This window comes from Streptomyces sp. NPDC031554, from assembly GCF_055580685.1.
This window is the reverse complement of record NZ_JBVIKX010000020.1, coordinates 1-23,022: the sequence shown is the minus strand read 5'-3', so window position 1 is coordinate 23,022 and position 23,022 is coordinate 1. Positions and strand designations below refer to the sequence as shown.

Annotated in this window: 18 protein-coding genes and 2 pseudogenes; 10 read left to right on the top strand and 10 right to left on the bottom strand. The window is 71.7% G+C overall.

Features of this window, described 5'->3' with window-relative positions:
• The 9 genes from ACZ5FU_RS33550 to ACZ5FU_RS33510 form a co-directional block, all read right to left on the bottom strand.
• A complete protein-coding gene (locus ACZ5FU_RS33550; RefSeq protein ID WP_451528531.1) occupies positions 1-1,533 on the bottom strand; it encodes a Wzz/FepE/Etk N-terminal domain-containing protein in 1,533 nt (510 codons plus the stop codon).
• Positions 1,530-2,888 (bottom strand): Wzz/FepE/Etk N-terminal domain-containing protein, encoded by a 1,359-nt coding sequence (locus tag ACZ5FU_RS33545; RefSeq protein ID WP_469047726.1) that lies wholly within the window; start codon positions 2,886-2,888, stop codon positions 1,530-1,532. The genes ACZ5FU_RS33550 and ACZ5FU_RS33545 overlap by 4 nt, the downstream gene beginning before the upstream one ends.
• Positions 2,885-4,165 carry a glycosyltransferase family 4 protein gene (locus tag ACZ5FU_RS33540; RefSeq protein WP_451780411.1) on the bottom strand — a complete coding sequence of 427 codons (1,281 nt, stop codon included), beginning with the start codon at positions 4,163-4,165 and terminating at the stop codon, positions 2,885-2,887. The genes ACZ5FU_RS33545 and ACZ5FU_RS33540 overlap by 4 nt, the downstream gene beginning before the upstream one ends.
• Positions 4,155-5,471, bottom strand: coding sequence for a nucleotide sugar dehydrogenase (locus ACZ5FU_RS33535; protein ID WP_451528534.1), 1,317 nt, complete (start codon positions 5,469-5,471; stop codon positions 4,155-4,157). The genes ACZ5FU_RS33540 and ACZ5FU_RS33535 overlap by 11 nt, the downstream gene beginning before the upstream one ends.
• A gap of 73 nt (positions 5,472-5,544) precedes the next feature.
• Entirely contained in the window at positions 5,545-7,023 is a 1,479-nt protein-coding gene (locus ACZ5FU_RS33530; RefSeq protein ID WP_451528551.1) for a sugar transferase, read from the bottom strand.
• A 1,077-nt stretch (positions 7,024-8,100) separates the two neighbouring features.
• Complete coding sequence (locus tag ACZ5FU_RS33525) at positions 8,101-8,856, bottom strand: hypothetical protein (RefSeq protein ID WP_469047724.1); 756 nt, start codon at positions 8,854-8,856, stop codon at positions 8,101-8,103.
• A gap of 553 nt (positions 8,857-9,409) precedes the next feature.
• A complete protein-coding gene (locus ACZ5FU_RS33520; RefSeq protein WP_451780408.1) occupies positions 9,410-10,138 on the bottom strand; it encodes a hypothetical protein in 729 nt (242 codons plus the stop codon).
• Complete coding sequence (locus ACZ5FU_RS33515) at positions 10,104-10,394, bottom strand: peptidoglycan DD-metalloendopeptidase family protein (RefSeq protein WP_451528537.1); 291 nt, start codon at positions 10,392-10,394, stop codon at positions 10,104-10,106. The genes ACZ5FU_RS33520 and ACZ5FU_RS33515 overlap by 35 nt, the downstream gene beginning before the upstream one ends.
• A gap of 163 nt (positions 10,395-10,557) precedes the next feature.
• Positions 10,558-11,130, bottom strand: a complete 573-nt coding sequence (locus tag ACZ5FU_RS33510; protein ID WP_451528538.1) for a glycoside hydrolase family 25 protein — start codon at positions 11,128-11,130, stop codon at positions 10,558-10,560.
• Positions 11,131-11,742: 612 nt separating this feature from the next.
• On the opposite strand from ACZ5FU_RS33510, the gene ACZ5FU_RS33505 reads away from it, so the two are divergent.
• From ACZ5FU_RS33505 to ACZ5FU_RS33495, 3 genes are read left to right on the top strand one after another with little or no spacing between them, the layout of a single operon-like run.
• The gene (locus ACZ5FU_RS33505; RefSeq protein ID WP_451780404.1) at positions 11,743-12,939 is read left to right on the top strand and encodes a M4 family metallopeptidase; all 1,197 of its coding nucleotides are present in this window, start codon (positions 11,743-11,745) and stop codon (positions 12,937-12,939) included.
• Between the two features lie 51 nt (positions 12,940-12,990).
• On the top strand, positions 12,991-13,302 hold the full coding sequence (locus ACZ5FU_RS33500) for a protealysin inhibitor emfourin (RefSeq protein ID WP_451528540.1): 312 nt from the start codon (positions 12,991-12,993) through the stop codon (positions 13,300-13,302).
• The gene (locus ACZ5FU_RS33495) at positions 13,299-13,490 is read left to right on the top strand and encodes a hypothetical protein (RefSeq protein WP_469047722.1); all 192 of its coding nucleotides are present in this window, start codon (positions 13,299-13,301) and stop codon (positions 13,488-13,490) included. The genes ACZ5FU_RS33500 and ACZ5FU_RS33495 overlap by 4 nt, the downstream gene beginning before the upstream one ends.
• 46 nt (positions 13,491-13,536) lie before the next feature.
• Here ACZ5FU_RS33495 and ACZ5FU_RS33490 read toward each other — a convergent pair.
• Positions 13,537-14,031, bottom strand: a pseudogene (locus tag ACZ5FU_RS33490) (LLM class flavin-dependent oxidoreductase); the annotation flags it as partial.
• Between the two features lie 250 nt (positions 14,032-14,281).
• Between ACZ5FU_RS33490 and ACZ5FU_RS33485 the strand changes: the two are divergent.
• From ACZ5FU_RS33485 to ACZ5FU_RS33455, 7 genes and pseudogenes are all read left to right on the top strand, one after another.
• Positions 14,282-15,262, top strand: a complete 981-nt coding sequence (locus ACZ5FU_RS33485; RefSeq protein WP_468646306.1) for a phosphotransferase family protein — start codon at positions 14,282-14,284, stop codon at positions 15,260-15,262.
• 837 nt (positions 15,263-16,099) lie between these two features.
• The gene (locus ACZ5FU_RS33480; protein WP_469047720.1) at positions 16,100-17,557 is read left to right on the top strand and encodes an aldehyde dehydrogenase family protein; all 1,458 of its coding nucleotides are present in this window, start codon (positions 16,100-16,102) and stop codon (positions 17,555-17,557) included.
• 395 nt (positions 17,558-17,952) lie between these two features.
• On the top strand, positions 17,953-18,246 hold the full coding sequence (locus ACZ5FU_RS33475; protein WP_469047719.1) for a putative antibiotic biosynthesis monooxygenase: 294 nt from the start codon (positions 17,953-17,955) through the stop codon (positions 18,244-18,246).
• A pseudogene (locus ACZ5FU_RS33470) lies at positions 18,243-18,449 on the top strand (low temperature requirement protein A); the annotation flags it as partial. The gene ACZ5FU_RS33475 and the pseudogene ACZ5FU_RS33470, both read left to right, overlap by 4 nt.
• A gap of 349 nt (positions 18,450-18,798) precedes the next feature.
• Positions 18,799-21,558 carry an ATP-binding protein gene (locus ACZ5FU_RS33465; protein ID WP_469047717.1) on the top strand — a complete coding sequence of 920 codons (2,760 nt, stop codon included), beginning with the start codon at positions 18,799-18,801 and terminating at the stop codon, positions 21,556-21,558.
• A gap of 160 nt (positions 21,559-21,718) precedes the next feature.
• Positions 21,719-22,543 (top strand): alpha/beta fold hydrolase, encoded by an 825-nt coding sequence (locus ACZ5FU_RS33460; protein WP_451528547.1) that lies wholly within the window; start codon positions 21,719-21,721, stop codon positions 22,541-22,543.
• 61 nt (positions 22,544-22,604) lie between these two features.
• Positions 22,605-22,928, top strand: a complete 324-nt coding sequence (locus ACZ5FU_RS33455; RefSeq protein ID WP_087788960.1) for a putative quinol monooxygenase — start codon at positions 22,605-22,607, stop codon at positions 22,926-22,928.
• Positions 22,929-23,022: the final 94 nt, after the last annotated feature.

Sequence of the window (23,022 nt, the reverse complement as noted above, 5' to 3'; positions counted from 1 at the left end):
CTACCGTGCCTCCTGGTCGTCGTCCGGGACCCGTGCGGCCCAAAGCGGCAGCCGCTCCGGCCGCGTCCGGAGCTCTCCGTTGCTCCGCTCGGACCGCTCGTCGCGGCCGCGCGGTGTCGTGTGCGGCACCGGGTGCGGGCCGTCCCACAGCGTGCCGTCGGTGCGGTCGCGCGGGTCGGGGTCGATCAGCACCACACCGGTCACCGTGATGCGCTGGTCCGCGAGCCGCCGCGCCACGGTGTGCAGCCATGCGGCGCTGCCGTGCCCGGCGCGCACGACGAGCACGGTCCGGGTGCCGAGGTGGCGCAGGTCGGTCCACGCCGTGCCGGGCGCCACCGAGCCGACGCCGAGGCGGAGTCCCTGTTCCGCTACGGCCTCGGCACGCTCGCCGCCGACCACGGCGGGGTCCCCCGGCTTCGGGCGGCGGCCCCTCAGCTGCCGCCCGGGCAGACCGTCGACGACGGTCACCGGTCCCTGCGGCGCCAGTGCCCCGGCGAGGTCCCGGGCGATCACGCTCGCGCCGCGCGCACAGCCCAGTTCCAGCAGCGACAGCGGTTCCCCGGAGCCGCGCACGGCGCGGGCGAGGGTCGCGGCGAGCCGTTCGCGTGCCGTGCGGGTCCGTCGGCGCCGCCACGGTCCGCCGGGCCGGCGGGGCAGCTCGGCGACGACCGAGGCGCCCAGGTTCGCCGCGATGTCCCGGCGCAGCACGGGGCGGTCCGCCACCACCGCGCCGACCGCGGCCAGCGCGAGGCCGAGACCGAGCCCGAGGACGAGTCCGATCACCGCGTCGGTGGCGGCGGCCCTGGGCAGGGAGTGCCGCACCGCGCGCGGGGCGTCCACGATCTGCGTGCCGGAGACGATCGCGGGCGTGCCGGTGCGCGCCTCCGCCGCGCGCTGGTCGAAGTCGGTGATCCGCGCGTTGAGTTCGGCCCGGCGGGCGAAGAGCGACTCGATGCCCGCCGACGCCTTCGGGTCGCTCTGCGGCTCCTGGTCCCCGATCGCCTTGTTGACCCGGGCGAGTTCGTTCCGCATGCGGTCGCTCTGCTCGAGCAGGGCGTCGGCCTCGGCCTTCGCGGTTTCCCGCATCCGCCTCACATGGTCCGCGACGAACGCGTCGGCCAGCGCCCCGGCCCGGGCCACCGCTTCCGCGTCGCTGTCCCCCGTCACCTCGATCTGCAGCAGGTTGTTGGTCAGGGCGGTGCCCCGGTACTCCCGCAGGAAGTCCGCCGGATCCTGCGGGGACTTCAGGGCCCGCAGGGCGTCGCCGGCGATCCGGGTGGTCCCCAGCAGCTCGACGTCGGTGCGGATCAGCGTCCCGGTGTCGTTCGGCTGGTCCTGCTGGTGCACGACGAGCACCTTGGTCACCGCGGTCGGTGGCGGCGGCAGCAGGATCGCCACCGCCGCGCCGGCCAGCAGTCCCAGCAGCGCCACGGAGCACCACAGACGGCGGCGTCTGCGCACCGCCGCCACCAGCGCCTGCAGGTCGAGGAGCGGGGCGACGGCCGACGGCTCCGAGGACGTGTGCGTCGTCATGCCGGACCTCCCGTCGTCCGGCCGCGGACCGCCAGCACCGGGGTGGCATCGTCCGCGGGGCGGTCGGCGGGCCGGTCCGGGCGGGCCCGGACCGCGCCGGCGACGACGGTGCCGACGAGCTCGTGCCCGCCGTCCGCGCACGCCTCGGCGATGCCGGCGAGCTCCTCCGCGGTCCGGCTGCCCGGGCTGAGGACGACCAGGACGCCGGACTCGGTGTCGCGGTCCGGCACCATCGGCCGGTCCGCGCGGACCTCCACCACCCGCAGCACCGGATCGCCCCCGGCCTCGGCGGCGAGCTGCTCCGCGGCCCGGCGGGCCATCTCGTCGCCGTCCGGTACGACGGCCAGCAGCAGCCGGGGAGCGGGCAGCCGGTCCCGCAGGCGAGCGCACACCCGCCGGTAGCGGACGCGCCGGCCGGCCTCGTCGACGGACCGCTGCGGGATCGGTGTGTCCCACCGGGTGTCGACGCCGAGGAACCGGCGGATCCGGGCCCCACGGCCTTTCGGCCGGTGCGCGCCCGGTTCGTCGGGCACGTCGACGGCGCCCAGCGGCGCCGCTCCCAGCGCCGCGGAGATCTCCGCCTCGGTGCGCGGCCGGCGGTTCGCGCGGGCGGCGGTGAGATGGCCGACGACCGAGAGCAGGAGGAACAGCACCGCCCCTCCGACGACGAGCTGGATCCGCGTCGGCGGCGTCTCGCCGGTCGGCCGGGCCGCCGGACCCATGACGACCATGCCGGTCCTGTCGGTGGCGGGGTCGGCCTCGTCCAGCTTGGTCATGGCCTCTTCCAGCGAGATGCGCAGTTTCTCGAGCGTGGTGCGGACCTGCACGCTTTCCACGCTCCGTCCCGGATCGGCCGTGTCGGCCAGGTCGCTGATGCGGCGGTTGGTGTCCTCCACCTTCTGCCGCAGCGCCTCGGCCTCCGTGGCCGCCTGGTCGGTGCCGCCGCCCGCGATCCGGGTGGCGAATCCGACGAACTGCCGGGCCACCTGGTCCGCGAGCCGCTGCGCCCCTTCCGGGGTGCCGGCCGTACCCGAGATCGTGATGATGTTCCCGTCAGCGACCTTGGCGCTCACCCGGTCCCGCAGTCCGCCGCCGTCGACGCCGGGCCGGCCGAGTGCGGCGGCCGCGCGGTCGACCACCGTCGAACTGGTGGCGATGTCCACCTGGGTCAGCAGTTCCCGTTCCTCCCACTGCCCCGGCAGCAGCACCGGTGCCGACGCCGTGTAGCGCGGCGGGAACACCAGCGAGGTGCCGTAGCCGACGAGCGCGCCCACCGCCGCGAGGACGGCGAGCAGCCGCCAGCGCCGACGGAGGATCCGCCCGATCGTGGCCAGGCGGATCGTGTCATCACTCAACGGCGCGGCCTCTTCCCTGTGCTGTCCGGGCCGTCCGCCGACACCGGGGCGCGGTCCCCGCAGACGGCGGCGTAGGCGGTGAGCAGCGACGCCTGCGAGTTCCGCCAGGAGAGCCGCCCCTCGATCCGCTCCTGGCCGGTCTTGCCCATCCGGGCCCGCTCGTCCGGGTCGTCCAGCAGCCGCGCGACGAGTCCGGCGAACGCGGCCTCGTCGTCGGCGGGCGCGTAGAGGGCGGCGTCGCCGGCCGAGACGCGCGCCTCCCGCAGGTCGAACGAGACGATCGGCCGGCCCATCGCCATGTACTCCAGGACCTTGTTCATGGTCGACACGTCGTTGAGCGGGTTGCGCGGGTCCGGGGAGAGGCACACGTCCGCGGTGGAGAGGTAGCGCACCAGGTCGGCGTCCGGAACGCGCCCGGTGAACTGCACCTGCTCGGAGAGCCCGAGCCGCCGGGACAGCTCCACCATCGCCTCGAAGGCGTCGCCCGCGCCGACGAACACCGCGTGCCAGTCCGTCCGCCCGAGATCGTCGCGCAGCTTCGCCAGGGCCCGCAGGGCGTAGTCGACGCCGTCCTGAGGGCCCATGACGCCGAGGTAGCACAGTAGGTGGGGCTTGCCGCGCTTCAGCTCGGGCTCGGGCGGCACCGGTCGGAACCGGTCGGTCTGCGGGGCGCTGCGCACCACGAAGACGTCCGCGGGGTCTTTGCCGCCACGGCGCACCGCGACGTCCCGGTAGCTCTCGTTCGTGGCGAGGACGACGTCCGCGGCCCGGTAGGTCAGCCGTTCCAGCGCGCACACGGCGCGGTAGAGCAGGTCCTCGCCGCGGTCGAACCGGGAGAGGTACAGCTCGGGCACCAGGTCGTGCTGGTCGAAGACGAACCGCGCGCCGCGCCGCTTCAGCCACAGGGCCGGCAGGAACAGCAGGTCGGGCGGGTTGCAGGCGTGGACCACGTCGACCGGGCCGACCTTGCGGGCCAGCCGGGCCGTGTGCCACAACGCCGATCCGTACTCCCGCAGGTAGCCGGCCGGTCCTCCGGTGGCCGCGCGCAGCGGGTAGCGGTGGATGCGCACCCCGTCGATCAACGCCTCCGGTTCCGTGTCCCGCTTGGTGCCCCGCGGGCAGATGACGTGCACCTCCCAGCCCGCGTCGCGCAGCGTCGTGCACTCCTGCCAGACCCGGCGGTCGAAGGGCACCGACAGGTTCTCCACGAGGATCAGCGCGCGCCGGCCCGGCCGGTCGTGGCGGGCTCCGTCGTCGAACGGCGTGTCACCAGGCAAGGCCCACGTACCCCGGTTCGGTCCGGCGCGTCTCGGCGTCGGGAAGGCGGATGAGGTCGATGATCGCCGGGCCCTCCCCGTGGGGCAGCGCCGACAGGACGGCCGGGTCGCTGGTCCCCACCAGACACACCTCGGCGTGTTCGAGCACCTCGTCGACCGAGTCGGCGAGCAGCTGCGCGAGGTGCGGCAACCGGGTCTCGATGTACTCGCGGTTCGCGCCCATCAGCCGGGAGAGGCTCACGTTGGCGTCGTGGATCCGCAGGTCGTAGCCCTTGCCGAAGAGCCTCTCCGCCAGCTCGACGAGCGGGCTCTCGCGGAGGTCGTCGGTGCCGGGTTTGAAGGACAGCCCGAACAGGCCCACCCGGCGCTTGCCGGTGCGCTCGACCAGCTCCACCGCGCGTTGCAGGTGGTCGGAGTTGGAGGGCAGCACGTGGGCGAGAATGGGCACCGAGACGTCGGCCCGCTGTGCCGCGTGGACCAGGCTGCGCAGGTCCTTGGGCAGGCAGGAGCCGCCGAAGGCGAAACCGGGCCGCAGGTAGGCGGGGCTGACGTTCAGCTTGCGGTCGGCCAGGAACACGTCCATCACCTGGTGCGAGTCCACCCCGAGCGCCCGGCACACCGCGCCCAGCTCGTTCGCGAAGCCGATCTTGAGGCCGTGGAACGCATTGTCCGCGTACTTGATGGCCTCGGCCGTCGGCACCGGCACCCGGAACACCTCGCCGGGCAGGCCGTCGTACAGCGCCGCCACCACGTCGCCGCTCGCCGGGTCGAGCTCGCCGATGACGGTCTTGGGCGGGTCGAAGAAGTCCCGCACGCTCGTCCCCTCGCGCAGGAACTCCGGGTTGACCGCGACCCCCACGTCCACTCCGGCCGTGCCGCCGACGGCCTTCTCCAGGATCGGCACCAGCAGGTTCAGGCAGGTGCCCGGGAGCATGGTGCTGCGGAACACGACGGTGTGCCGCCCGCCGCGCTCGGCCAGCGCGGCGCCCATCTCCTCGGTGACCCGTTCCAGGTAGGTGGTGCACAGGCTGCCGTTGGGTTCCGACGGCGTGCCCACGCAGACCAGTGACACCTCGCTCCGCGCGATCGCCTCGCGGACGTCGTGGGTGGCCCGCAGTGCTCCGGTCCCCACGACCTCGGCGATGAGCTCGCCGATGCGTTCCTCGACCACCGGGGCCCTGCCGTCGTTGACCAGATCGACCTTCGTCCGGTTGACGTCCACCCCGATGACCTCGTGGCCCATGCTGGCCAGGCACGCGGCCGACACGCAGCCCACGTAGCCGAGCCCGAAAACGCTGACTCTCATGACCCGTTCCTCCCCCCAGGCAGGCCTGTGCGGCCTGCGGTCCGCGCGCCGGCCGGGCGACGCCCCCCGCCCATCAGTAGGCCCCCTGCCCGTAGAGCACCGCACGCAGCGTCTTCCACAAGATCACCGTGTCCAGGGCGAGCGACCAGTCCTCGACGTACCGCAGGTCCAGCCGGACCGCCTCCTCCCACGGCAGGTCGCTGCGTCCGCTGATCTGCCACAGGCCGGTGAGGCCGGGTTTGACCAGCAGCCGCCGCCGGATGTCCGGGCCGTAGGCGGCGGACTCCTCGGGCAGCGGAGGCCGCGGACCGACGAGCGACATCGATCCGGTGAGCACGTTGAAGAGCTGCGGCAGTTCGTCGAGGGAGTACCGCCGCAGCACGCTCCCCACCCGGGTCACCCGCGGGTCCCGGCGGAGCTTGAACAGCGGGCCGGCGCCCTCGTTGCGGTCGGCCAGTGCGGCACGTGCCCCGTCGGCCCCGGTGACCATGGTGCGGAACTTGAGGATGGTGAACTCGCGGCCGTCCTTGCCGACCCTGCGCTGGCGGTAGAACGCCCCGCCCCGGCTGTCCACCAGGACGAGCAGCCCGACGAGCACCATCAGCGGCGCGAACAGCAGCAGCAGGAGCGCCGCGCCCAGCCGGTCGACGACCTCTTTGACCGCCCGGCGGCCCCCCGTGAAGGTGGGCATGCTGACCCGCAGCAGCGGGATCCCGAGCACCGCGTCGACGTGCAGCCGCGGGCCGGCCACTTCCATCAGCACGGGGGCCACGACCATCTCGGCGTCGCTGCCCTCGAGGTTCCAGGCGAGCCGCTGCAGCCGGTCCGGTGACCAGTGCGGGTCCGGTGTGATCGCGACGACCCGGTAGCCGTCGCGGCGGACGTGGCCCGCGACGTCCGTCAGCCGGCCGACGACCGGCACCCCGTCCAGCTGGTCGCCGGCGAGGACGAGACCGTCGGTGGTGCAGACCGCGTCCACCCGCCAGCCGAGGTGCGGGAACCTGCGGGTCCGGGTGATCAGGTCGCGCACGGTGGCCGGGCTCCCGGCGGCGAGCACCGGCCGCAGGCACCGTCCTTCCTTGCGCCGCCGGTGCAGCCGGAGGCGGAGCAGGTACCGCGCGGTCATGGTGACGAGGGCGATCGCGGGGATCGCGACGAAGATCCAGAGCTTGATGTTGCGTGACGTCAGGGCGATCCCGCCGAGCGCCAGTACGACGGTCGCCGTGAACAGCGAGCGTCCCAGCCGGCGGAACTCCTCGGCCCCCTGACCGAGCACGGCCGGAGCCCACGACCGGCTCACCGCGAGCGCCCCCAGCACCAGCAGCTCGGTGCCGAACGCGAGGATGCCCCATTTCTCGTGCCAGTTGGCCGCGTCCCGGGCCCCGAAGAAGTTGCCTATCGCCGCCACCACCGAAGCGGTGGCCACCGTGTCGGTGGTGATCACGGTACGGCGGTACCGCTGTTCCCAGTCGCTCGCCGGCCGGCTGATCGCCTCGTCCGCCAGACGCTCGCGCGTCGCCGGAAAAGGGCCGACTAATCCCCCCTGCCGCACAGAACCCCCCAAGGTTCCCAGTGGTTCGACGTATTCGCCCAACACTGTTGCCGCCCCTCGGGAGGCCCCCGCCCCCCGCGCACTTCCTCCCCCCGGGAGGCCCCCGCCCCCCTCGCCGTTCCTCCCCCCGGGAGGCCCCCGCCCCCCGCACTTCACGTCCCGGCCCGCTCGAGGCGGGCGGTGACCCGCCGGGACCACGGGTGTTCCCTCACCCGAGGCCCCTCTCCGGGCTGCGGGAACCGATCACCCACACGTCCGGTGCCGAGGACGCGGCTGCCCGCCGCCCTCAGCACCCGACCCATAGATCATCTTTTGTCGTCCCGTGTCCCCGCATGTGAAGCAGGGTCAATCTAGACCACCAAGACCCATCTGGAGAGAGGGATGTGTGCTTTTTGTACGTAAGATTTGAAGCTGATCACACGAACCGGCCATCCTTTGCGGGCGCCCTGATGCCGAAAACACCGCCTGACCTGTGATGTCGAGAGTTCTCCGGAACGCCGCCACCGGCAGCCCTCCCCCGGACATCACCGCACCGCCCACCGGACCGCGCGCTACGGTCGAACGCCGTGTCAGTCCTCCCCCGGCCCGCGGCCGATCACTCCAAGTCGCCGGAATTCAACGGAGGATGGCCAAAACCGGGCCGACAGCGGCTCGACGGCGCTGCCGCACCACGTGGTTCGAGCCGCCCCGGCCGGTGGTGTCCCGCCGGGGCGGACCCGTCTGCTCGGGTGGCCAGGGCGCCCACGGCGCCGCCAGGGCCCACCCGCTGTCGGCCGCAAGGGCCCGTGGGGAAGCTTTCGCAGGCCGCGTCGTCCGCGCTGCCGCCGGCCTCGCCCATCGACCGGAGGACGCCGGCGTCGCGGTGAGCGGTGAGCGGTGAGCGGTGAGCGGTGAGGAAATCGTCCGGGCCGGACGCCTTCGCGGGGGCGGTGGACGCGGCTTCGCGCAGCGTTTCGCGCGGGACACGAAGCACGTCCGGACGACACGTCCGGACGGAGGGTCTCCTTCCGTGGAGACCGCCGACCGGTGTCGTGTGAACTCCACGCCCCTGTCGCGAGCTCCGCCCCACGCAGCGTCTCAGCCGGTTCGTTCCGCCTGCGCCAAGGCAGCGAGAATGCGGCGAGTCTTGTTCTCCGGGTTCTCGGAGAGGGCCACTCCGTGCTCGCGCACCGCGTCCTCCAGCTTCCGCTGTCTGCGCTCCGCACGGCCCGTCAGCTTCTCGGCGTCGTCCTCGTCCTTGGGCTTCACCCGCAGGGACACCTCCAGGAACTCGAGACCGGCGGCCGACCACGTCTCCAGGTCCACCTCCAGGTCGTCGAGCCGGACATCCTCGGCCTTCGCCGAGAGGACCGGCCCCAGCGCGACCAGCCCGTCGAGCGCAACGGCGGGCCCGCAGGCGTGCAGGAAACGCTTCTGCGTCCCGTCGATCGGAGCGGCGGGATCGGCTCCGGGCTCCACGGCGTCCGACAGGGTCCCCGGCGGCCACGTACGCACCGCCGAGGCCGCGAGCACTCGGCCGGCCGGCGACCAGTCCTCCTCGATCCTGTAGGTGAGGGCCTCCTCCTTGAAGGCGGCGGAGAACCGGCCGACCAGTTGCTCAACGGTGCACGGGCGCAGCTTGACGGTCAGGTCGTCCGCAGCGGCACCGATCCTGAACCGTACGATCCCGCCGTTGTCCAGAAGCGGAAGCCGCCCCTCGGCCACTCCTTCGGCCTCTTCGGCGAACCAGATGAGACGCGTCGCCATCGCGCCCCCGGGCCCCCCGAGGGCCGACAGCGCCGCGGCCACGTCGCCCTCCGCGTTGACCTTGATCTCGACCGGCAGCAGGTTCATCGCTTCGCTCCTGTTCACCTCTCGACGGCGTGCGCTTGCCCGCCGTGGACGAGGCGCCTTCTCCCCGTCACGGGCGGCGGGCGCCCTCGCGCCGGAGTGGCGGGGTCGCACGGATGCGGAGGAACACGGGCGGCGGCCGCCGTCAGCGAGCGCTTCCCGGTCCGGCCGCCCGAACCGCCGCGGCGGAATCGACGGTGGTCCGGCCCCGTCGGACGGACCCGCTCGGCGGACGCCGACGACGGCCGAGTCGCCATGGTGGTTCTTCTCCGAAGGTGACGCAGTGCCGTCGGAAGACCCGGCGTACCCGCCTCCAGGGCGTGTCCGACCACTCGCGTCGGGTCGGCGCGCGGCGTCCGGTGCCGGGGGCACCTCCCACGCCGTTCGGGCAGTGGGGGAGCGTCGCACGGCGGAGGACCGCCCGTGCACCGGATGCACCGGATGCACCGGGGTGGTCCGACGACGCGGCGGTGGGGGTCCCTCCCGCGCGAGCGGAGCCGGGCGGGAGGGAGCCGTGCCGGACGCCGCGCGCCCAACGGGAAGGGTCGGACACCGCCTAGGCATCGAAGGCGGTTCCGGCCGACCGGGTGGGGCGCTCGGCGGGGAGTTCTCCGCCCACCGGCAGCAGCTCGAAGAAGTCGTGTTCGGCCGCGGGGCTGTATCTGATGAGCCCGGGGAAGCGGACGGTGTCGTCCGCCGGCCCGGCCAGCACGTCCATGGCCTCGTCCTCCGACGTGGTGACCTCTCCGTGTCCGTACCCGTGGTCGCGAAGGGGATCACCCGAGGCGCCGACCGGGGCCGAGGCCGAGAGGGCGACGGGCATGTAGAGCCGTTCGACGTTCTTCCGCTCGCAGGCGCGCGCCAGCGATCTGCCGGTGAGCCCCTCCCGGAACGGCGCCTCGGGCGCGAACCGGGTCAGCATCACCCGCAGGGGCTTGCCGCCCACGCACGGCCAGCTCCGTGGCAGTGCCGCTCGGCCCTGCCGCTCCGGCACGCCGCTGTCGCGCGGGGTGTACCAGCGCGCACGGTGGTCGGGCCGCCCCTCGGCGGGGCGGCCGGTGGCGAAGTACGCCCACCGCCAGCCCTCCGCCCGGCCGTCGGCGTTGCCCGCCAGAGCCCCCTCGGCCCAGGCGTCGGCGTAGTCCGGATCACGGACGAGCGGAGTGGGCGGTACGTCCGGAGGCGAGCTGACGCCGGCGTCGTAACCGTCCTGCCAGGCCCTGGCCGAGACCGGTACGAACACGTTCGGGTCATCGGGGACGCGGTGGGGATTGTGCTGAGTCATGGCCCATCAATTCCTTCGGGGTTCTCACCGCTTCGGTTCCGCCCCTCGGTCGTACGCCCCCGTCGCCCTCGGGCATCTCGAAGTGCGGGTGCGGCCCGGTGGAGTCGCCGGTCTTTCCGGCCCCGCCGAACCGCCGGCCCGCGGTGACGCGCGCCCCGGCCTTCACCTGGCGACGGGGCGAAGGGCAGTACGTGCAGACGTGGCCGTCGTCGGCACCGGGACCGGCCGACTCGCCGTAGGCGCCCCCTTCCCGCACGGGACGGCACGGCCTTCGGCATGTCGGTTCGCCTTCCTTCCCTCACTCGCCGGTCGCCGCCGGCGTGGTCCGGGCGGGCGCCGTCGGGTCGTGCCTTCCCGGACGGGGTCCCATGCCGTCCCGCCGTACGGCACAGGCCGAAGCCGGGCTCCGGGACCGCCGCCTACGCGGGAGCGAGTTGCCTGGTGGCCCACGCCTTCAGCGCGGCCTTGTCGGCGAACCGGCCCACCGAGGTGTCGATGGGTTTCGACGTGTACTGGTGGAAGAGCCAGTCCGCCTGGATGCGGGGCTTCCCCGCGCCGACGCCGTACTCCGCGATCCACAGGCCGTCCCCGCAGTAGGATGTCGTGTCCCGCGTCTTCCAGTACGAAGTCGGGCAGTACAGGATCACCTGGTGGTCGGGGCGGAGCCGCTTGACCGCCTTGATGAAGGCGTCCTTCTCCTCGCAGGAGGCACTGCCCGTACTGGTGGACTCCCAGTCGCAGGCCAGGATGTCGCCTGCCCGCGAGGCGCACTCGGTCACGAAGCTCTCGGCCTGCGCCTGGATGTTCCCCGGGTGGAGGAAGTGATAGAAGCCCAGGATCAGCCCGGCCTCCCGACCGTGCCTTGCCTGGGACGCCTGCTTCGCATTGACGTAGGTCCTCCCCTCGGTGCCCTTGACGAAGACGAAGTCCATACCGGAAGTCGCGTACGTCTCGCCCTGGTGGCCCGAGACGTCGATACCCTTGACGGTCATCCGTCCTCCTCGGAACAGTGCACAGACACGGCTCGGACTGTTGCCGTCCCCCTGGGAAAACCGACCGATCCTCACGTACAGCGCATCGGCCCGGATGTCCTCGTCAGCAGCCACTCTCCAGCGAAATCACAACCGCCCCACCCCATATGCGCGCTCAGTATGGCGCCACGCCTCGCCCATACCTGATATTTCCACTGTCCGCCGACGGCAATCCCCCCGCAACTCGGCAAGCGCGCGAATCCTCTTCCCGCCGACACCCTCCGGAAGACCGATGGCGACGCTCGGCGCTTGACGTGACACACGCCGCCACCCAAAGAGGCGGAGTACATGCGGGGAGTTATGTGAAATCGAAAATTCAACACCCCCATGCAATTGGCCGGTAAAATGTGGCGACGCACCCGAAACCCTGCAATGCTGATATCGAGAGAAAATCCACAAGGTGACACATGAGACGCGGCCGGCGGTCCGGCTGCTTTGATCGGCCACGCCTCACGGCCCAGCCCGTCCGGACGCCCCGACAAAGCGAACGATTCCTTCACCATGGGCGGTCCCGATGGACGGCGATGGGCGAATCAGTGACAAATCTTCGCCTTCGGACCACGGAGCCCTCCCATGACAAGCGAACGTCGAGTGCACTGCGCGATCCCCCCGTACATCCTCGAGGACCTCCTGGAAAGCGATGACCGCGAGGTGCGGCAGGCGGCCCTGAACACCCTGCTCACCACTGCCCGCCTGAGGGGCGAGCGGACGGCCCTCGCGGCCTTCCCCGGCGCGGCCACGCCCGGGAACGGACGCAGGACGGTCTTCGACTGCCGAAACGGCACGGCACTCGCCCTCGCGGTACTGGCCCGGTCCGAGGACGGCCGGCCGTCCTCGGACAGCGCGGCCAACCGGGCGTTCGACGCCCTCGGCAGGACTCGAGACTTCTTCCAGCAAGTGTTCGCCCGGAACTCCATCGATGGCAGAGGGATGCGCCTGGACGGCTACGTCCACTACGACGAGAAGTACAACAACGCCTTCTGGGACGGGCGCGAAATGTGCTTCGGCGACGGTGACGGAATCATCTTCTCCGATCTCACGAAATCGATTTCCGTGATCTCCCACGAATTGGCGCACGGAGTGACGGAGCACACGGCGGGACTCGAATACCGCGACCAGTCCGGGGCTCTGAACGAGTCCATGTCCGACGTGTTCGGGACGTTGGTCGAGCAATGGACACTGAACCAGACGGCCGAGCAGGCGGACTGGCTGATCGGACGCGAGGTCTTCACGCCCGAGGTCCAGAAAGACGCTCTCCGTTCGATGAAGGCCCCGGGGCACGCCTGGGCACGGGACCCCCAGCCCGACCACATGTCGCATTACGTCCACACGTCGAGGGACCACGGTGGGGTGCACTACAATTCCGGAATCCCGAACAAGGCCTTCTACCTGACGGCGTCCGCCATCGGCGGGCACGCATGGGAGGCTCCGGGAATGATCTGGTACGAATCGCTCAAGGCCTCCAACAGCGAGACGCGGTTCCAGGAATTCGCCGACACCACCCACCAGAAGGCAGGGGACCTCTACGGAGTCGGCGGCACCCGGCAACAGGCCGTACTGGGCGCGTGGCAGCAGGTGGGCATCGTCGTCACCGGGGTTCCGGCCGGGATCGCGCAGGAACAGGGCCGCATGGTCGACGGGAGCAGTGACGCCGGCCGGGAGGATTCCGCGGCGGCGGTGGCCCGTCAGGTTCAGGCGCTGACGGACCGGGTGCGGGAGCTGGGCGACGACGTCGCCATGCTGAAGGGACTTGTGCCCAGCGGTCGTTGACGCTGCGCCCTCCGTCGTCGCGGCGGGGGCGTCGCATGGCTGTGAGGCGCCATGAGAATCACCTTGGCGACGGACGGCGGGCTGGCCGCCACCGTTCTCGCCGACCTTCCGCCGCAGGTCCTGGACACGGACGCCCTGTCCGAAGGAGCCGCTGCCGAGTTGCACCGACTGGTGTCCGCGGCGGCCCGGTCGGTGACGGAAGGGACCGAGGAGCCCTCCAGCCTCGCGAGGGACGCCATGAGCTACTCGATCACGGTCGAGGAGGGCGGCCACACCTCCGTCCTGGTCCAGTCGGACACGACCATGTCCGCGGAGTTCGCGGCGCTGCTGCGACGGATCGAGGAGCACACCGCGCGACGGTGAGGGCCGACGCCACCCTCTTCGCCGATCTCGGCAACGACGGCGACGGCGACGGCGACGGCGACGGCGACGAGCTGATCCTTCAAGTGGTCTGCGACGACACGCGGATTGCGTCGGCCAACGCCGTCTCAGCGCTTGCCGCGCTGGAGAACCTGCTCGCCGCCGAGGTCCTGGCACCCGATACGCCGTGACGTTCTCCGCCGACGACTCCCTGCTCTGCGTGAGCAGGTTCGTCAGCACACCGACACCGACGTGCCCGGCGGTCTCGAACGTGCCCGGATCGCCGCTGCTGGTGAGCCACAGCAAAATCTCCGTCCGCACCGGCGGCGGGCAGACCCGGTGCTCCGGTTCGGCGCCGAATACCTCGCCCCGCCGGAGCTGACGAAGGGTCTTGACGGCGGACACGGTGCGTTCCCGGCGGTCGGCGTAGGCGTAGGCATAGGCGTCCGGATCGAAGAGAAAGTCCCGGGAGTTCCACCTGGAGGCGAGCGCGACGCCGGCCCGGCCGTGGGAAAGGTCGTCCACCGTGGCCCACTCCTCGGCCACCCGCACCGGATGGTGCAGCGGCAGCACCACGCTGCCCGCCCGCACCCGCACCCTCGAGGTCACGGCCGCCACCGCCGCGGCCGTCACGGACGGGTTCGGGTACGGGCCGCCGAAGCGGTGGAAGGGCCACTCGGGTGTCCGGACGGCGACGAGCCCGTGCTCGTCCGCGAAATGGGCACCCTCCATCGGCAGCCGGTGGCGACCGCCTTCGGCTTCCCCTCGTCGGCGAAGCGGAACAGGCTGGAGTCCACGGTTTCCCCCGGCAGTGGTCCGACGCCAAGGCTCGGACACATCACGCATGATGTGCGCCCGCGTCATCGCCACGTCAGCGATCGACGACGTCGAGAGACCAGCGGCGGCAAGCGCCCGAGGAGGCTCGAGGGTGCACAACCGCGCCCTGGTGCTACCGTCCGATCGTGCTTGGGGTGGAGGACTGATGGAGAGCATCACGAAGAACCGGCAGCCCGTTGAGGTGCTTCGCACCATGGTCGCCCGCGCCTACGGCCCGGAGGAGCTGTGCGACGCGGGCGAGGACTGGGTCGGCGAACTGAGCGACGGCTGGTTCAACGTGGCCTACCGGATCCGGCTGCGATCCGGCACGCGGGTCGTCCTCAAGATCGCGCCACCACCGGATGTCGAGGTCATGACCTACGAGCGCGGCGCCATGGCCACCGAACTACAGGCTCTGCGGCTGATCCGGGAGCACACGAAGGTTCCCGTGCCGGAGGTCGAGTTCGCCGATCGGACCCATGAGGTGTGCGACGCCGACTACTTCTTCATGACGTACATCGATGCGGACAACCTCCACTCCGTCAGGGACAACCTGACCCAGACGCAGATGAACGCGTACGACGAGGCGCTCGGTGCGATCACCCGCGAGCTCAACACCATCCCCGGCACCGCGTTCGGCCCGCTGGCCGGACCGGGCGAAAGCACGTGGCGTGCGGCCTTCCTGCGGATGGTCGAGGAGCTGCTGGGCGACGGCGAGCGACGCGATGTCGTCCTCCCGCACGGCTACGACGTGATCCGCCGAATCGTGGCCGCCCACGCCGATTCGCTGGACGAGGTGACAGAACCCCGGTTCGTCGAGTGGGACCTGTGGCCGGGCAACTGCATGGTGCGTGACGGCCAGGTCGTGGCGATCGTCGACCACGAGCGGGCGTTCTACGGTGATCCGCTGATGGAGTTCGGCTTCACCGCGAGTGAGTCGGACGCGTTCGGGGACGCCACGGCTTTCCTCCGCGGCTACGGCCACCCGCCGCTGACCACCGCCGAGCGGACCCGTCGACGGCTGTACAACCTTCACCTCGCCCTCATCCAGATCATCGAGACGGACTTCCGGGCACACCCCGGCACCGAGCAGTACGACTGGGCGTGCGAGCGCCTGCAGGAGACCGTGGCCCTGCTCGGCGAGTAAGGAACGGAGACGGTCTCCTCGGCGCCGCGCGGCCAGGGAGTGCGGGAACCCCGCGGAGCCCGACGAGGAAGCGCGGCGACAGGGAATGCCGCGAAGACCGTCCGCGGGCCGTCACCCTTCCCGGTCGGGCGTACCCGGCCGGTCCACCCGCCTCGGTCAGCTCCGTCACATCGCGGCGGACCCGGCCGTCCGGCTGACGCAGGCCCACGCGGTCCGCGAGCAGACGGCTGTGGATCTCGCTGTCGACCTTCTTGCAGCCCGCGGCCCCCGCGCCGGCGAGCGGCAGCCCGGTCGCGGAGGCCGGCTCCTCCTCCGCGGCGGACACCCCGTGGGGCCAGCGCCGCGCGCCCGTCTCACCGAGTTCGGCGAGTCGGGTCAGCAGCGCGGTGTCGGCCATGACGTCGGCGGTGACCGGACGTCGGGGATCCCGTCGTGCGGGGCTCAGGATCCGCGGCAGTCGGAAGCCGAGATCCGTCAGGTAGGAAACGCGGAAGATCGTCGCCTGAACCGCCTTTCCATCGCACATGGTTGCTCGGTGTCACCACAGCATGAGCGGACAGGGACAGACGAGGCATCCGTCGGCATCACCCGCAGCCGCCTCGGACGCCTCACCCGCCACGGCTTCCTCACTCAACCCGGACGAGGCCGCCACCAGAAGCGGACTTGACGTCCGCTGAGAGCCACCGGTCGAGTCCCAGCACTGCCCCGGTACTGACGTGAGCGAGTCGTCGGCAGGATGTCAGTCAGCTGACGGAGGCTGTCGGCACGGTGGCCGAGCCATTCTCGTGGAGACATCGAATCCGCCCGGTACCCGGGCGAGACCACGAGGAGCGGACCATGAACACCATCGCGCAGCACTGGATCAACGGACAGTGGACCGGCTCCGGCTCGGTTCTGGAATCGATCGACCCGGCCGACGGCACCGTCGTCGGCTCGTTCCACGACGGTGGCGAGGCAGAGGCCTCGGCCGCCGTGGACGCAGCCGCCGCCGCGTTCGAGACCACCGAATGGGCGCGCACTCCCCCGCTCCGGGCGACCGCGCTCAGCCGGCTGGCCGACGCCCTCGAGGCCCGGGTACCGGAGGTTGCGGCCATGTTGTCCCGGGAGAACGGCAAGCTGCTGGGTGAGACCACGTGGGAGGTCAGCGGTGCGGTCGGGTGGCTGCGGTACGCGGCGGCCTCTGTGCGCACCCAGACCGCCGGGCGCGCCGCCGAGACGGCACCCGGCCAGTACACCCACTCGGTGCCCGAGCCGCTCGGTGTCGCCGGGATCATTTCTCCCTGGAACTCCCCCATCATGCTGACCGTGCGGGCACTGGGCCCGGCGCTGGCCGCCGGCTGCACCGCCGTGGTCAAACTTCCGGCTCAGACGGCACTGACCAATGAGCTTTTCGCGCAGGTCCTGGCCTCGGTCCCGGAGATCCCGGCGGGCGTGGTCAGCGTGTTCACCGAGTCCGGCAACACCGGGGCCCCGTTCCTGGTCTCCTCGGACAAGGTCGACGTGATCAACTACACCGGCAGTACGCCGGTCGGGCGCCGTATCGCGGCCGCGGCCTCCACCACACTCAAGCGGCTCGGTCTGGAACTGGGCGGCAAGGCGCCCATGGTGATCTTTCCCGACGCCGATCTGGACATGGTGATCCCCACCGTGGTGCAGTCGCTGGTGCTGATGAACGGGCAGTTCTGCTGCACCGGCTCCCGTGTACTGGTTCACCGGGACATCGCCGACCAGGTGCGCACTCGGCTCACCGCCGCGCTCGCGCAGGTGCGGCTCGGGTCGGGCGACGACGAGAAGGCCCAGCTCGGCCCGGTGATCGACCGGGCGTCCGCCCAGCGGGTGGACGCGATCGTCGAGGAAGCCACCTCGTACGGCACGGTACTGCTGCGCGGCGGTGTGGTCACCGACGGCCCGCTGGCCGCCGGCGCGTTCTACCGGCCGAGCCTGATCGAGGTGGACCGCACCGACGTCCGGATCGTGCAGGAAGAGGTCTTCGGTCCGGTCCAGACGTTCGAGATCTTCGACGACGAGGACGACGCCGTGGCCAAGGCGAACGCCACCATCTACGGTCTGGCCGCCTCGGTGTTCAGCGCGGACTCGATGAAGGCCCGCCGGATCGCCCGGCGCATCCGCACCGGCACGGTATGGATCAACACCTGGGGAGCCATCAGCGAGGACTTCGAGGAGGGCGGCGTCAAGGGAAGCGGTTACGGCTACCTGTGCGGCCCGCGCGCGATCGAGGAGTTCCAGGCCCTCAAGGTGTACGTGGAGCAGGACCACACCCGGTCCGCTCACTGATCAGATCGTGACTTGGCCCGGCGCCCGCCCGGGCACCGGGCCGTCCCCTGCACGGGAAGGCCGCGCCAGGCGTCGATTCTGATCACCGGAGCGACGGACGGTCTTGGTCTCGCTCCGGCGGAGGAACTTACGGAAGCCGTGCACCAGTTGCTTCCGCACGGTCGTGCCCCGCAGCGACCGGTGCCGATCGCGCAGTGTTTCGGGGCCGAGCATTACATCGCCGGCCGGTCCGCTCTGACCGCGACCCAGTGACTCGCGGCCGAAGTGGCGGCACGGCACGATCGCCTCGACGTGCTGGTCGACAACGCGGGTGTGGGCTTCACCTGGAACGGCACCAGCCGAAGCACGTCAGCGCCTACGGTGCCGACGGTCCTGGACTGCCCATCCCATCGGCAGTGACAGACATCCGGCACACGCTCCGGGAGCAGAGCCGGAACGCGTTCGCGAACGCCGAACCCCGGCTCGGCCCCGCTGTTCCGGCCGCCGTCCGGCGTTGGAAGCTGTGGCTCCTCACCGTGTGCGGTGTCTACCCCGCCATCGTCCTGCTGGGCCCGGCCACGAACCCTGTTCTGGAGGATCTGTACCTGCCGGTGCGACTCGCTGTACTCGTCCCGGCGGCGGCAGCGGCGATGGTCTGGCAGATCACTCCCCGACCGCAGCGGTACTTCGGAGCTTGGCTCACCAGATGACAAGCAGCCCGGCTCCGCCGCCGGTGTGCTCCGCGGCACCAGCACACCACAGACCACTGCGCGGGCTCACGGCGCGAGGCCGCGACGAGAGCCACCGCGGCGTCTCCTCGCCGGAGCTCTTCTTCGACCTGTGTTTCATCGTGGCCATAGCCCAGGCAGGCGCCCGGTCGGTGCACGCCATGGTCGAGGGGCACACGGGCGAACCGCCGAGCGGGTCGCGCACTCATCGACGGAGCCGAGACCACCAAGGTCCTCAACGCCGCTCAGGCCGCCGACGCCGACGCCACCCACATCACCGTCATCAGCCGACTCGAAGGGCTTCCCGGGAAGGCTGACTGTCCTTGGTGCTGTCGTTGCGGTGGGGCTGCAGCGCCCGACGGGTGTTCTGCATGATCTTCGTTCGGGAGCTGCGGACGTCGGCGAAGCAGACGGCTTCAGGCTCCGTTTGCCGGTGGGTGCAATACTTCCTGGTCAGGTGCGTGGCTGGTGTTTCGACTGCTTCGCGAGGCAGGACGAGGGACGCGGCGGATGTGGGCGAAGTCAGGGACAGGCATGGGCGTCGGCCCGACCGGGCTGGTCGGCCGGGAGGGCGAGCTCGCCGAGCTTGCGGCGTTCCTGGACATGGCCGGGATGGACGGAGCTGTCCTGCTGCTCACCGGTGATCCGGGCGTGGGGAAGACGGCACTCCTGGACGCGACCGCCGAGCTGGCGGTGGCGAAGGGAGTGCGGGTCGTCCGCGGGAGCGGTGTCGAGTACGAGACGGACATCAGCTTCGCGGGGCTCCATCAGCTCGTCGGCTCGCTGCCGGACGAGCTCGGTCGTCTGCCGCGTTCCCTGCGGGAGGCCCTCGAGGTCGCCCTCGGTCTCGGCGCCGGTCCCGCGCCGAGCCGGATCGCCGTCCTGAACGCGGCACTGTCCCTGTTCGACGAGGCCGCGAAGGAGCGGCCGTTGCTCCTCGTGGTCGATGACCTTCATGTCGTCGACCAGGCGAGCCGGGCCGCGGTGGGTTTCGTCGCCAGAAGACTGGGGGGCCGCCGCATCGGGCTGCTCGGAGCGCAGCGGGCGGAGTCCGGCGGATCCTTCCGGTCCACCGGTCTGCCGGAGCTCGAGGTCGCGCCGCTGGGTGACGCGGACGCCCTGCGGCTGCTGTCCCGACGCTTTGCTCATCTTCCCCGCCGGGTTCTTTCGACCGTGGCCCACGAGGCGCAGGGAAATCCCCTGGCGCTGCTCGAGTTTGCCGGGTCCACCGGGGTGTCCGGCGACCGACACGGCCAAGGGGCGGGGTGGGCGAGCGGCCCGGGGCGGGATGTCCGCGCTCTGTACGGCGCCCGCGTCGGACGACTGCCGCGGGGAACGCGTGAGGTGCTGCTGCTCGCGGCTCTTGAGGGCTCCGGCGACATCGGCGTCCTCGAGGCGGCCGGCGGGCCGGGCAGCCTCGAGGAACTCGCTCCCGCGGAGCGTGACCACCTCGTCATGGTCACGGAGAACGGCCGCGCGGTGCGCTTCAGGCATCCGTTGGTCAGGTCCGCGGTGGTCGACGGTTCCACCGGTGAACAGCGGCGCGGCGCCCACCGCCGGCTGGCCGACGCGCTGGCCGGCCAGCCCGAGCGGCGCGGTGATCACCTCGCGAGAGCCACGACGGCGCCCGACGAGGCGGTCGCCGCCGTCGTGGAGTCGGCGGCCCGGAGCAGCCTGCGGCGCGGTGACGCCGACGGCGCGATAGCGAGACTGCGGCGCGCGGCCGAGCTGAGCCCCGACCGAGCGGACCGCAGGCGCCGCCTGTCGCAGGCCGCCTATGCCGCCGCCTGGGTCGCAGGCCATCTGGAGGTCAGCCACGAGATCATGCGTGAGGTCGAGGGCAATCCGGCGGCCCGGTCGCTCTCGGCGGCCGCGACGGCCGGCTTCCTGGTGCTCGTCACGGAAGGCGACGCCGATACGGCCCACGCACTCCTGACGGAGGCGGTCGAGCAGGCTCCGGTGATGCCCGGACCGCCGCACGAGGAGCTGGAGACCGCGCTGTTCACCCTCACCCTCGCCAGCCAGTACTCGGGCCGGCCCGAGCACTGGCAGCCTCTGGTCGACGTGCTCGCCCGGTTCCCCGAGGCGGCGCCCGCCGCCGCGGCGTCGCTGGGGCGCGTCCACCACGACCTCGGCTCCGTCACCGACGGCATGCTGCGCCGCCTGGACGAGGAGATCGCGCGGCTGAGGGACCGGAGTGACGCCGACGTGGTCATCCGCACCGCCCTGACCGCCTCGTACCTCGACCGGCTTCCGGGCTGTCGCGAGGCCGTGTCCCGGGTCATACGCGACGGCGGCGCGGTGGGATCGAGCATGCCGGCCCTGATGTTCGTCGCCCTGGACGACTTGTACGCCGGCCGGTGGCAGGCGTCGGCCGGCGCAGCGGACGAGCTCATCGCACTGTCCGAGGAGACGGGGTACCACCTGTTCGCCCAGGTGGGGCACTACGTCGCTGCGATGGCCGCGGCCCAGCGCGGCGCCCTCGACGCGTGCCGGGAGCACTGCGAGGACATCTGGGGGTGGTCGGGTCCCAGGGGCCTGCGGCGGTTGGAGAACTGCGCCCACCAGGCGGCGGCCCGGGCGGCCCTCGGCGCCGCCGACTTCGAGACGGCGTTCCGGCACGCCACGGCGGTCTGCGCCCCGGGTGTGCTGCCGCCGTTCAACCCCGAGGCCGTGTGGTCCGCGCCGGACCTCGTCGAGGCCGCCGTGCGCACCGGGCGGCACGCGGAGGCGCGACGGCACGCGGACGCGCTGCGCGACGCCGGTGTCGGTCACCTCTCGTCGCGGTTCGCGCTGAGCACGGCCACGGTCACGGCGATGACATCGGCCGCCGAGGACATGGTCCGGTGCTTCGAGGAGGCGCTCGGACTGCCGGGCGTCGAGCAGTGGCCCTTCGAGGCCGGCCGTGCTCATCTGGCGTACGGCGAGAGGCTGCGCCGTCAGGGGCTCAACCGCGAGGCCCGGCTGCAGCTGGCCGCCGCCCGCGGCCGCTTCGAGGAGCTCGGGGCCCGTTCGTGGGAGGCCCGGGCCGCGGCGGAGCTCCGCGCCACCGGGATGACGCGGACCGGCCGGAACAAGGCTGGTGAGGCCCTCACCCCGCAGGAGCTGGAGGTCGCCAGGCTAGCGGCGACGGGGCTGTCGAACCCGCAGATCGCGTCGCGCCTGTTCCTTTCGCCGCGGACCGTGTCGTCGCATCTCTACCGTGTGTTCCCGAAGCTGGGGATCACGTCGCGGGCCGGGCTCCGCGACGCTCTGGAGGCGCTGCCTCCCGAGCCTCCGGCCACCCGGCTGTGAGAGCCACCGGTCGGGTCCCAGCACTGCCCCGGTACTGACATAAGCGAGTCGTCGGCAGGATGTCAGTCAGCTGACGGAGGCTGTCGGCACGGTGGCCGAGCCATTCTCGTGGAGACATCGAATCCGCCCGGTACCCGGGCGAGACCACGAGGAGCGGACCATGCCGTTCGTCACCACCGGCGACGGAGCCGAGATCTTCTCCAAGGACTGGGGCTCGGGCCGGCCGGTCATGTTCCACCACGGCTGGCCGCTGAGCTCGGACGACTGGGACGCCCAGTTGCTGTTCCTCGTCCGGCGGGGTTACCGCGTCGTCGCCCACGACCGCCGCGGGCACGGGCGCTCCGCCCAGATCGGCCACGGGCACGACATGGACCGCTACGCGGCGGACGCCGCCGCCGTGGTGGCACACCTCGGCCTGCGCGACGTCGTCCACGTCGGCCACGGCGCCGGTGACGGAGAAGTCGCCCGGTACGTCGCCCGGCACGGTGCCGGCCGGGTTGCCAAGGCCGTCCTCATCGCAGCGGTCCCGCCGCTCATGGTCCGAACGAGATCCAACCCCGCAGGGCTGCCGGTGGAGGTCTTCGACGGCTTCCGCGAGGGCGTGGCCACCGACCGCTCCCAGTTCTACCTCGACATCGCCTCCGGGCCGTTCTACGGGTTCAACCGTCCGGGCGCGGACGTCTCCCGGGGCATCCTCCAGAACTGGTGGCGCCAGGGGATGGCCGGCAGCGCGCAGGCGCACCACGAGGGGATCGGAGCGTTCTCGGAGACGGACTTCACCGACGACCTCCGGGCGATCGACGTGCCCACGCTCCTCCTGCACGGCGACGACGACCAGATCGTCCCGATCGCCAACTCCGCCCGGTCGGCGGTCACGTTGGTCGAGCACGCGGACCTGAAGGTCTACCCGGGCCTGTCGCACGGCATGTGCACCGTCAATGCCGACACCGTCAACGCAGACCTCCTCGACTTCATCAAGAGCTGACCCGGCTCGGTGCCGACACACAGCCCGTCAGCACGGAACACGGAACGGAAAAGGAATCACCATGACCGCAACACCCACCGGCTACGTGACCGTCGTCTGGGACGCGAAGGCGAAGGCGGGCAGGGAGGACGACCTCAAGGCGTTCATCACCGCCGCCGTCACCCCCTCGCGCAACGACCCCGGCAACATCGACTACGAGTCCCACGAAGTCGAGGGCCGACCCGGCGAGTTCGTCATCTACGAACGCTGGGAGACACGCGCCCACCTCGACGCACACCTCGCCGCGCCCCGGATGCGGGAACTCGTCCCGCAGATGCTCGAACTGATCGACGGATCCATCGAGGACGGCATCCGCCTGCTGCGTCCGTTCCGCCCCGCCCACTAGGGTCTTTCGTTTGGATCGGGCCGGATCGGGGAGCGGGGTCCGGTGCCGTGCCTCGCGAGGCGGAGGAGGGAGTCAGGGCGGAGCCCTGGCGACC